The 12,083-nt window shown below is 36.3% G+C and carries 9 protein-coding genes; 5 read left to right on the forward strand and 4 right to left on the reverse strand.

Translation table 11 applies throughout. The features are described 5' to 3' along the window. The 4 genes from JFC06_RS11975 to JFC06_RS11990 all read right to left on the reverse strand — a co-directional run. Window positions 1-1,058: DUF4433 domain-containing protein (locus JFC06_RS11975; protein ID WP_198335218.1), on the reverse strand; the 1,058-nt coding region annotated here is incomplete at its 3' end. A 33-nt stretch (window positions 1,059-1,091) separates the two neighbouring features. Next, window positions 1,092-3,149 carry a tetratricopeptide repeat protein gene (locus tag JFC06_RS11980; protein ID WP_198335219.1) on the reverse strand — a complete coding sequence of 686 codons (2,058 nt, stop codon included), beginning with the start codon at window positions 3,147-3,149 and terminating at the stop codon, window positions 1,092-1,094. Between the two features lie 267 nt (window positions 3,150-3,416). After that, a complete protein-coding gene (locus JFC06_RS11985) occupies window positions 3,417-5,942 on the reverse strand; it encodes a DUF262 domain-containing protein (protein WP_198335220.1) in 2,526 nt (841 codons plus the stop codon). After that, window positions 5,942-7,786: a DUF262 domain-containing protein gene (locus JFC06_RS11990; RefSeq protein WP_198335221.1), complete on the reverse strand. Its 1,845-nt coding sequence runs from the start codon at window positions 7,784-7,786 to the stop codon at window positions 5,942-5,944. Before JFC06_RS11990 ends, JFC06_RS11985 begins: the two co-directional genes overlap by 1 nt. Window positions 7,787-8,378: 592 nt before the next feature. Here JFC06_RS11990 and JFC06_RS11995 point away from each other — a divergent pair. The 5 genes from JFC06_RS11995 (at window position 8,379) to JFC06_RS12015 (ending at window position 12,031) form a co-directional block, all read left to right on the forward strand. Next, the gene (locus JFC06_RS11995) at window positions 8,379-9,224 is read left to right on the forward strand and encodes a PP2C family protein-serine/threonine phosphatase (RefSeq protein WP_198335222.1); all 846 of its coding nucleotides are present in this window, start codon (window positions 8,379-8,381) and stop codon (window positions 9,222-9,224) included. Between the two features lie 54 nt (window positions 9,225-9,278). Further along, window positions 9,279-10,370 carry a helix-turn-helix transcriptional regulator gene (locus JFC06_RS12000; RefSeq protein WP_198335223.1) on the forward strand — a complete coding sequence of 364 codons (1,092 nt, stop codon included), beginning with the start codon at window positions 9,279-9,281 and terminating at the stop codon, window positions 10,368-10,370. Between the two features lie 27 nt (window positions 10,371-10,397). After that, entirely contained in the window at window positions 10,398-11,075 is a 678-nt protein-coding gene (locus JFC06_RS12005) for a hypothetical protein (RefSeq protein ID WP_198335224.1), read from the forward strand. 89 nt (window positions 11,076-11,164) lie between these two features. After that, window positions 11,165-11,620, forward strand: a complete 456-nt coding sequence (locus tag JFC06_RS12010; RefSeq protein ID WP_198335225.1) for a DUF1810 domain-containing protein — start codon at window positions 11,165-11,167, stop codon at window positions 11,618-11,620. A gap of 150 nt (window positions 11,621-11,770) precedes the next feature. Beyond that, complete coding sequence (locus JFC06_RS12015; RefSeq protein WP_198335226.1) at window positions 11,771-12,031, forward strand: hypothetical protein; 261 nt, start codon at window positions 11,771-11,773, stop codon at window positions 12,029-12,031. Window positions 12,032-12,083 lie beyond the last annotated feature (52 nt).

Raw genomic sequence — 12,083 nt, forward strand, 5'->3', positions numbered from 1 at the left:
GCTGCGTAACTAAAATCTCCCAAGTTTAAGTCTACGGGATTGACGGCAGGGGTCATACTGAGTTGTACATCTTTATTTTTACAATGTATGGTCTTTATCATATCTACGGGTACATGATCAGAGATTAGACACTCACTTTGCATTAGAGACTTTTTATCATCATTTATAACGCCATTTTCTGACCATGATTTAGCATATATATCTGACCATGGGAATTCTAACAAATCGTATTTACAACTTATTAAGCTTGAGTCTTTTCTCGCTGCGTTTCCCTTAGAAAATAGAGTGTAATCTTTAATGATTATTTTTTTGTCAATTTCTAAGATAATTATATTACTATGATGCTCTTTTTGCATTCTATATAGCATAGCGTTTCTAGGGTTGAAGTAAAATGGTACATAGTCATGGATCTTAGAATCATGATAATGCTCGGTACGATCTCTTAGCGAGTTAACATTTCTATCGCTAATATTGGTATATTTATCTACTTTACTATGTGATAGTAGGCCTTTTTCTAATATATGATTTACGTTGTCGATATGCGTCATATGAAATAACCTAATATGAAGCCTATCTAATAGAGCAAATTTCAATTTTTCTGTTTGAAAGTCCAATAAATATTTATTCCATCCTATAAATATATTTCCATACTCATCCTCCAAGTAATCACCATATTGCTCTCCCTCAGTAGTTAATCTATAAGAGTTATCAGACTTATCAACTAAGTTTATACTCAGTAGATAGTCATATAAAAAGGGATGAGCATTTATACCTATTATTTCCCCATATGCTTCAGTTTTAATAGGTGGTGGGCTATCAATATTAAATTTAGAGTATCTTTTTATAAGCCTTAAAGTTATTTCGCTTTCTGATAGAAGAGTTAGATTGCAAATTGTATTGAGATTTCTTCGAATTTTGTTTCTAAGTTCGCCTTCTACAATCTTATGTATGAGTCCAGGCATTGCACAGCCTGAAATTTCAGCTAAAACAATACCTGGGTATTCAGAGTTTATAGCTTCTATATTGTTTAAAAGCTTTTTTACGCGTATTTTCAGCATAGGCATTTACTATTTATAATATGCAATCAGGTTTTAAGCGGTTAAATCGCGATAGGAATTACATGCGTCTATATATCCATTCATACATGCTTTGCCAAGCCAATCACTTGCTTTAATAAGATCTTTATCAACACCTCTTCCATATTTATATATTAGCCCTAAGTTATATTGCGATAATACGTAGTTTTGATTAGCTGCTTTCTCGTACCATTTAATTGCTGTACTTACATTTTCTGGTACCCCTATACCATCTTGATAAAATACACCTAAATTATGTTGAGCTTCTGCAGAGTTTTGATCAGCTGCTTCAGAAAAATACTCAATAGATTTAGTCATATTCTGTTTAGTATCTTGACCTCTATAGTACATTAAACCGCTATTCATTAACCCTTCTATGTGACCTTTTTTTGCTGCACGCTCATACCACTTCAATGCTTCAGCGTTATTTTTGATAACACCTTGACCATTTGCATACATTACTCCAAGGTTAAAGTCAGCTTTAGATTCTCCTTTCTCTGCTGCTATCTTGAACCATCGCATTGCCTCAGTATAATCCTGTTTTATACCATTTCCTATGTAGCTAAGTATACCTAAGTTAAGCATAGCATTAGAATTACCATGTTCTGCAGATTTTCTATACCACTTTATAGCCTCATTAAAATTCTGAGGCAAATTAATTCCGTTTTGGTAAGAAAGTGCTATATTAAATTGAGCATCTGGATGACCTTGGCTTGCTGCATCTTGCATTAACTTTATTGCTTTAGATACGTCTTGTTTGACGCCTGTACCATCAAGGTATATTGATGCAAGGTTAAATAAAGCGTCAGTTTGACCTTGAGAGGCGGATTTTTCAAACCAATAAATTGCTTTGTTATAGTCAACTGAATAACCTTTTCCTTCTAAGATTAATAATGCTAAAGTTAATTGAGCTACAGAATGATCTTGATTAGCTGCTTTTTCATACCATTTAATAGCCTCTATATAATCTTGATCGACTCCTTCTCCATTCTTATACATAATCCCTAAGTTAAACTGAGCTGCCGCAAGTCCACTATGAGCTGCTTTCTCATACCATTCTTTAGCTTTAAAATCGCTTTGAGGAACTCCTTTACCTGTCTTGTAGCGTACCCCTAGACGTAATTGAGCAAAAGAATTATTTTGATCTGCTGATTTTTTTAGCCACTCAGTAGATCTAATGCTATCTGAGTCTCCAAGTATTAATCCTAGTTTGAGTTGTGCCTCTGAATGATTCTTATTTGCAGCTTCAAGATACCACTTGTATGCTCCCTCGTAATCATTATTGCCTTCACAAACTTCTCCAAGATTAAAATATATAGAGCTTCTGTCTATTTCTTCATCATTAAAATTATCACTTAAGGAAAAAGGTATGTTACCTATATTGTCTTCTCTTTTACTAATAAGAGAAGCAAGTATCTCTTGAGACCCTTCAAGCTTTTGATCTACAGATTTCTCATACCATTCAATAGCAGTATCGTAGTTTTGACTTACTCCTTTACCATGTTCATACATATTACCAAGGGCAAGTTGTGCAGGTGCATAGCCTTGCTCAGCTGATTTTTGATGCCAATATGCAGCTTTAATAAAATCTACTTCTAAGCCATCGCCTTTGTAATACATAATTCCTAAATTGAACTGAGCAAACGAATAGCCTTGTAATGCTGCACGATTAAACCATTTAAAAGCTTCATCATAGCTCTGATCTAATCCAGCACCATTAATATACATCACTCCTAGCTCATATTGAGCAGCAGCAAAACCTTGATTAGCTGCCTCGCTATAGAGAAAGGCGGCCTGCTCTAAGTTAATGCCAACACCATTGCCACCTCTAAATAATTTTCCAAGATTAAATTGAGCATTTGCAAAACCTTTATCTGAAGATTTTTGATACCATTCTGCAGCTTTAGAGTAATTCTTTTTATCTAAATCTGTTTCATAGCTTAAGCCTATACTGAACTCAAAGCTGCCGTCATCTGGCCCCTTACCCGTAGTATTTATGTCACTTAATGATACTTGGTTTGTTTTATTCTCATAGTTGTTTTTTTTACTTCTGAAAAAATCAAAAAAACCCATATCTTTCACTCCATTATTTATATCGCTTAAGAACAAACCCCAATTTTGACAACTTTACCTAAGTAAAATGCTAACTAGAGAAAGGTTGCTAACACTATGCATAATACAGTGTTGGCAACCTTTTTTACTTCTATCAAAATCAGTCATACCGTATATGAATTTATGATATCAATATCCTTATAACCGCATTAATGAGGTAGTTGGCATCTGACAAATCTCAAGCCAGCCTATAAAATAATTTCTCTTATGCGTTCCTATTGGTTGGCGTTACTCATCATTGATAGTCCTTAACTTTTCACATAATCTTTCTAGGTTAGCAATAACATCTTCTACAGTAGTTTGTTTGGTGTTAATGAAGTAAGCAGGATGAACTACTGTATCTAGCTCTTGTTTTGGACTTATGCGTTCAAATCCTGAATCTAGTAATAAGTCTTTAATTGGTTCGGGATAAGAGTTGAGAGTGCTGTTTTTAAAGATGATGTTAAAATGGTCATCTGCTTTTGTTATTTCAATAGAAAATAGCTGACCATCAAAGTCCCAGCCTTTTACGTGTAAGCCTGCTGACTCATATCTGGATTTAACTTCATGATAATGTAAATGGGTAAAAGGTTTTAGTAAAGAAGGGAAGGAGTCTTCGATTTTTCGCAATTTATTTTCAATAACCTTAGTATAAAACTCAGAGTGATAATGATTTCTTTGCGATTTTCCAAGAATTGTGATCTGAGAACCTTCAAACTCTATAAATCCTCTTTTGCTATATCCAAAAATATTAAAGTGCTCAATGAGCATTTTACGCCAATATTCAACCTGATCTTTTTCCAAAGCCTGATTATAGATTTTCTCTAGTGAATTAGTAATATCATCATTATCATAATTTTTATCATCTAATACGGCTTTGATATATTCTTGCTTAGTTTCCATCTCATTAGAGCCGATACGTAATAGACGTTTCCAACTGTGATCTCGACTAATATTATCCTTAGTTGAACGTGTGTGTAGCATATTAAAACGAGTATCTCTTTTGGTAAAGTAGACCCCTTTACTAAGTACAGCTCGTTCCCAACGGTACTCGAGATTACTAATGCTATCTTCAATCAAGCTAAATATTCTACCCGCTGATTTCGCATATTTATTAAATTGAATAAGATATTGGTTGTTATCTATCTCATTCCAATTGCAATCCTTATGTTCGCGATAAAATGCTAAAACTCCCGAAAAATTCAACAGAAAACCAATTTGACCCTTAAAAAATGGGTGATTCTCTGCCGTATAAATTGCCGATTGCCAGTCTTCTGACTTTAATAGTAAATGAGCCTTTATTCTTTCTTCTAGAATTTGGTCGCCTAAAAATCCAGTTATATTAGTATTTTTCACTAGGATATCTAGAACTGGCTCATCAAGCTCGTTTAATGCCTCAATTGAATGTAAGGCACGATAAAAGTCGTCTGAGCCGTCGACGATAGTATTTTCAGTTAGGTTGTAGATAACGCGTGTCCAATTTCTCAGTTCAGTCTGATTTAATGACGAATCATGCTTTGACAGGTAAGAGTAAAACGCAAAAAATCTAAGTTTGTCGACATAGCTTGTTTCATTCAATAGAACTTTTTCGAATGTTGCTTCTTCGGCATAGTATTTCTCATTAGGAAGGTATGTTTTTAGTTGTTGAGTAGAGCTTTGGTCCTCGATTAAGTCAAAAATCCTGATTAGACGAATAATAAATTTTTGGTTTAAGCAGTTTAGAATTTCATATTCAGATATTGTAGTAGGCAATAGCTTAGATCCTATACCCATAAGTACGCTTAAACTATCTTTTGCTGGTGCTTTAGAGGAGTCTTTATTATCTAGCAGGTATTGATATAAGATGATTAAGCGAATGAAGTTCATAAGCTCATCATCGTAAGTGTTATCCTGCGAGAATAGGTTTCTATAAGGCCAAAATAAATCTGCCCAATGGGTATCTATTTTATGGATAAAATATTTATAGCCATCTACACGGTTATTATTAAACCCTGTAATATCCAATTTATAGTCCGGCCAGCCGTCAGTGTACGATTCTATAATTTGCTCAAGCTTGGCCTTGAAGTTTTCAAACGAAGTCAGAGGTTTACCACGTGCATTCATTTTAATATAAAGCTCGTCGGATAAACCAAAAGACTCTAAACGCAAAAACTGAAATGTTATGTAAGGAGTTTCTGTATTTATTAGTCTCTGGTATAAGCCACCTTCATACACTGAGAATTTTTTCTGAATGGCGTCAAGCATATGCAAGCAGGCTTGAACAGTAGGGTCTTGCTTCCATGATAGATAGAACCAATTACTGTCGCTAATAACCCCACTTACTGAATAGTCGTTTAAGTCCTCTGGTTGAGTGAGCTTGTTTTCAAAGTTATCATCTGCAGTCAAGGCATCAAAAAACTCCGTTGAGCTGGGACGGGTTTTATAAGTGAAGCGTGATTTATTATTTATTGTGAAACGTTCTCTAAATTCAGCAGTTCGATGGTTTTTAACTGCTAAAAACCAGTGTAATAAAAATAGAGTGGTCAGTCGTTGCTGGCCATCAAGTACCGAAAATATGCCATAGTCAATATTTCCATAAATAAAGTCTAAATCTAGAGATTGATTGGTATTAGTATGATCAGTAGTTAATGCCAGGTATAAAGCATCTAGGAACGTATTTCTAACTTCATACTCGTCTTTTCTACCTTGAGCATAGTCGCGTTGGATGATTGGAATCTCAACAAATTCGACTCGATCAAATAACCCATTAAAGGTCAGCTTTTCTCCCATATTCATTATTGAGCTCCCGTTTCAGTAAAAAAGTCAGTCATGATCTCTAGCATAGCTTCTTGATAGTCTTCGCTGTCCTTTTTCCCCCAGTACAGCATCTTGTCTACGTTTTTACTGTAATACTTCAAAAACACGTTTTTAGTGCATAAAGGTACATAGGTAGCTTGTTTATCCAGCTCGATTATCCGTTTTCGTTTGATAGGGAAGATGGCATTTTTGTAGCTGCGATTAGTGGAGCTATCAAGCAAGGTTAAGTTACCTATAGAACTGTCTACTTCATCATTACTGTGGGGATCATATAATTTGATGACACGGTCGTATATATCTTTAAACTGATCCTTGGTCAAGGATGTAGAACAAAGGTTTATGGCCTGGGTTTTGATAAGCTGTGCTTCAGCCAAGTCGTTAGGTGGTAGGAGGTCTGGTTCAGCTAGTGTGTTGTTATCAGAAATATACTCAATAACCTGCTCAAGCCACTGCTCTTGTTTTTCTTTACTTTCTGGAATTTCTGAGCTAACAGAGCGGATGTGCTCTATGTCCCACTGATCCAGTTTGAATTTTTCAAACTGAAAGCGAGCATTAGAGTCTGGATTGTTTAGTAGACTTGCAATATTAAATAGCAGTAGGATTTGGCGTAGGTTGTTTGTCGTACTAGTTTCGTAGCTCAGCTCAGCTAGGTAGTTATCTATTGTATTCCTTAGATTACTATGAGATAGAACATTATCTATCTTCACGCTAAATATCAGATGAAGGATGCGCTTGATTAAGCGCTGATGAAAATCTTTTTTACCTTTGCTATTACTACTCAGCTTAAATATTTCAGAAATACTGATATTTTGAGATACTAGGTAGCCGATTAGGTGGAATAACGTACGGTCGTTAAACCATTCTTCTAAAGTCATAAATACTTTTTTGACTTTGAGCCATTCATTGCTTATATCGACTTGATCATTAACAAACCATTCATTGAATTGGATAAAAGTTTTAAACTTATCGTTATCGATAATATTTTGACTGTTTTTAAATTCTAATGCTCTAAGCTGTAAAATAAACTCAATACGGTTGGTTTTGATGTTCTCATTACTTATAAAATACCAAAACGCATCATCCTGCAGGTTTTTTTCAATTGAATCCCATTCTTGAGATATCTTCACTTGTTCTAATCTTATAGATTTATTTTGTTCTTTTATACTTTGATTATTATCAATAAAATTGCTAGATTTTAAAAACAATGCTTTCACAAGTTCAGCGTTCACCAATGGAATTTTACCCATGTTTAATCGAGTAAATACTTCAGTAGCATTTTCATGTTCACCAAGCTCATACCAGATAACTTTAACATTTTTGCCAATCTCATCTTCATTAAGCAAAGTTTGAATAAGCTGTATTCGATAATTGCCTTTATCTTTAAACCACTCATCGACGGCCTTTTTGGCCTCTACAATATGGAAGAAATCGATGTTGTCTTCGGCTTGATCCTCGTTGATATTAGCTAAGAAATCAGAAGAGTCAGTTCTAGTCTCATAACTGATTTGATATCGAGATTTTCCAACTAAGGGAAGGATTTCCTTAAGGCAGGTTAAGATAATATGGATTGTGGTTAAGCGCTGTTGACCATCTACAATCTCCCATTTGTCGCCATGCTCTTTAACTACTATGGGCTGTAGGCAGTAAAATTTATCTTTAGCATTCGTACTATTTTCGACTTGCTGTTGGAATTCTTTAATATCCTCAAGTAGGTCAGTTACTTGTCTCTTAGTCCAACGGTAACCTCGTTGATACGCTGGTATATAAAACTCTTTGTCAAGTAAATCATTGATTGGCTTTAGCATTAATGCATTATCTTGCATTGTGATTCCTCAATTTTCAATAGTGAATGTGGTAATCATATCTTGCCAGTCAGCAACTGCTGCATCATACCTTGTTTAATATCCTGCGTTTTAGCAAGTCTCGTTTATAGCGCTTGGATTTCTATGTCCATATGGGAGAGGATGGTGGCGATGGCGGTTTGTTCCTTATAAGTAGGAGTAAGGATTAAATAGTTTCTTACCACATAAAACCCCAAGTTGCTCGCACTTAACTAAGAAAAATACAAATATTAAAAAACCATGCAAGCTATATTTCATAAAGCTTATAGAAACATTCTATTGTATAAGAATGAGCAAGTATATGTTAAATATTAAGGTTAGTAGATACTTAAATATCCGTAATTATCAAGGGTTTGATACCTACATTAGTTGTTATAATTAACTTTGAACTGTCAGGCAGAGCAACAAATTTACAGAATTATATAATAAACATTAGTTCTTTAGATAGCCTAGTTTTCATTTATTGAATTAATATCTATATCGTCAATAGTCTAGTATAGCGCATAACCTGTAAATTTATTTTATAGGTTGTCCTCTATACTAGCCTCTATGATAAACATATAGGTCTACCATTATGACTGCTTCTCTTGATGATTGTTCTTTAACAGATATTCCTTTGATCGCGCAAGCTTGCTCAATTACCTTTCAAGGTAATGCCAGTAATAACCTGCAGCAAGATGCTTTTTTCTTTTTAGATAACTGGTATCAAGAAGACTTGGGTGTGATGGCAGTGACACCAGTTGCGGCGCCATTTTGTTTAGCAGTGTCTGATGGCGTCGCAAGTTCCAACCACTCACAATACTGCTCAAAGGCAGTGGTAAAAGCAATCAGACGGTTATGGAACGAGCAGAAGAGTATTAATTCAGATAATATTCATCAGCTGATTAATCAAACCAAGCACTCAGCTAAGTGTCATGGTGCGGCGGCAACCCTCGCGATGGTTATTGGAGAGTTCGATAGTGACAGGGCGTTAAAAGCAACGATTACCCATGTGGGTGATAGCCGTGTTTATTGGCTGCCTAAAGGCGCGTCACAATGGCAGTGTCTGACTCGAGATCATAATTTATTGAACGAGCTCATTGACCAGCAGGCACAAGAACAAAGCCGCCAAGCAGAGTTTTCTGACTATAACCGAGAAGGTATGGCAGGAAGTCTATATAGCATTACTGAATGCTTTGCATTGACGGCTGATGATAGTTACTTAAGTAGTGAAGCACCAGAAGGCAGCTCTTGCAAGATTGAGGTTAATAGCGGCGACTGTATCTTGGTTTGTACGGATGGCATTCACGATTTAGTGCCGAGTCACGAATGGCAACCTATCAGTGCTAAAACTGATTTACAAGATTGGCTAATCAATCTTAAGAACCAAGTTTATGACTCTGATGACAATGGCACTGCAATCTTGGTTCGTTTTGATTGAACATGTATTCTAATAATGAGTTTGTCACTTCATCAGTCTAATAGAGAAGCTACCATGCCTGCACATCCAATCGCCAGCTATACAAAGTCAGCACGTCTATTTGTTTTATATCAGTGCCTTCCTCGGAGTGAAGCGGATGCTGTGTCATTGACAGAGCTTATGCAAAACTACGGTGATGATCCTGATAATTATACAAATGAGCGCAAAAACTTAGAGAACGATCTGATTGGCTTGAATCAAATCTTTAACGATATCTTCTATAGTAATGCCTTAATCCGAGTGCCAGCATGGGGCCAGAATATCAGTGGCAAGACAGCACGGTTTTATATTGAGACGAGTTTCAGTATCGATATCATCAATGAGCAAACAGTGTTCTTTTGGGAGATGCTTGATAAATATACCGCAAACTATTTACCAGTGTCTTTTAAACAAGGAATTACAGATAAGCTCACCCAAATACGACGGCAGGATAAGGAGAATTTCCATCAAAGTCCGCTAGGGCAATGGCAAGATCATCTCATTACATTGCCCAGTATCGTGCAAGCACCACAACTTGATAGTGATGTGTTTGGAAGTATTCATCAAGCTTTGCTACAGAATCGTCAATTACAAATACGCTATCAAAACAAGTGGGAAGGACAGCCAACTCAAAGAGTGGTTTATCCCAAAGGACTGATCTTTATTGACAATATGATCTATCTCACAGGCTTCAATCCAGTAGATGATCATATGGATGATAATAAACTGTTAGAGGAGCATCGCAATTTTGCAGTCAACCGTATTACCGAGGCAGTAGTCATAGATGAGCCAATACCTGACTGGGTAGGGCGTGACATTTTTACATTAGATAGCTTACAGAATCTAGGCAAGCTAGAGTGTGGTAAAAATATTGAAATCAACTTGGTTTTAAAAGTACAGAAATATGCCTGTCAGCATCTTTATGAGCGTCCATTATCGATAGATCAGAAGATTACTATTATTGATGACAATTGGAATCAAGTCAGCGCTACGGTTGCTAATACTACTCGTCTGCAAGATTGGCTGGTCAGTATGTCGCAATTGTCCGTCGTCATTGAACCATTAGAGCTAAAGGCAGTTATTCTGGAGCGCCTAGAAAGTGGGATGCAGCTTTATAACAATGATTGATGATTTCACTTTAAAGAGGAGCCGAGTATGACAGTAGGTAGTAGTGTTAAAGATAAACAGACTCTAAAAAACGACATTAACGTAGAACGTAGCGATGAGCTTCAGATAAAGCCCATACCTTTAACTGCTTTATATACGCCGCAGGCGGACAACTACCTCTTGTCTGAGGTTGGGTTTATTGTTATCGAAGACTGCTGGAATGAACAATCATTGCTAGCGTTAAAAAGACAAACAGGTTTGGGCACATTGTTTGCGCTACAAACCACGGATAAGTGTACTGATAGATTCGAGGTAATAGATGGGATCGTCATTTGCAAGGCGGATGAAGTTGAGCAGGTAAAAACCGTGTTTGAATCGATACTATCTGATCGGGATAAAGTTGGTATAGATGTTAATGATATCAAAAGATCCTGCGGGGCTGAGAAGTCTGCCCAATTTATACAGGCTAGGGTAACGGGTAGGACTGATTCAGAACAAATAAAGAGTGCCGTTAATCAGCTACTTAATCAAATTCCTAAAGGTCTTAGTATCGAGTATATGATGCTTGATATTGAAAGTGATCATAAGCTATCTCTTGATGAGTTTTTTATCGTTACAACTGCTGTTGAAAGTCGGATTGCTGACGATGCAGAAGTGTTTTACGGCAATAGGATGATTGATAGACCTGACCATTGCTGGATGGGAGCGATATATGTGACTGGTTAGCCTAGCATTGACTATATATAGTTTTACTCACGTTGTGAGCGTGGCAGGTAGGCAAACGCTCATTACTTAAATAGCAAGGAGTGTGAAAAATGACAATGATAAACAAGGATCTATTTGATGATTTTATCCAAGCTCAAGATGCTATCTATTCACAAGTGATTGAAGAGCTGACCCAAGGTCGTAAGCGCACGCATTGGATGTGGTTTGTTTTTCCACAGGTGAAAGGGTTAGGGCACAGTAAAATGTCTCGACGTTTTGCGATAGATAGTCTGGAGCAAGCACAAGCGTATTTGCAGCATGAGGTGCTTGGAGCACGGCTAATAGAGTGTACTGAACTACTGCTGTTGCATCCTGATAAAAGCGCTTTAAATATCTTTGGTTCACCGGACAATCTAAAGCTGCACTCTTCACTTACGTTATTTACTTTAGCATCCCCTAATAAAAAATGTGTTTTTAACGAGCTTTTGGATCAGTATTTTGAAGGCAGTTACGATATAAACACGATAAAAATGCTAAAGCAAATCAATGACCAGCAATATAAGTAAATAAAACCGAGTGTGATTTAACTAGTGCCAAAATTTGATACTTCTAACCACATCAAAAAACATTAATTATCAGTAAGTATAACGATGAAATACCATATAGACGAATCGTATATAGATGACACACCTAAAGCATTCCTATATCAACGAATTATGGATCGTTACCCTAAGTCTGCTATTGGTTGTTTTATTATCAGTGAGGATTGGGATGAGCAGGCGCTACTAGAGCTAAAAGAGAAGTCAGAGGCTCGGTTTTTAGTAGGTTTGCAGATAGATGATAATGAGTTTAAGTGCTTAGATATCATAGAGGGTATTGTTAGGTGTCAGCCTGAAGACGTAAATCAAGTAGTTAAGTTATTGAATATCAGTCCACGTGGCTTAATAGGTATAGATGTTAACGATATCAAAAACTGACCCCTGCCGTCAATCCCGTAGACTTAAACTTGGGAGATTTTAGTTACGCAGC

Origin of the sequence: Psychrobacter namhaensis (assembly GCF_016107545.1) — a bacterium.
GTDB classification, from domain to species: Bacteria; Pseudomonadota; Gammaproteobacteria; order Pseudomonadales; family Moraxellaceae; genus Psychrobacter; species Psychrobacter namhaensis.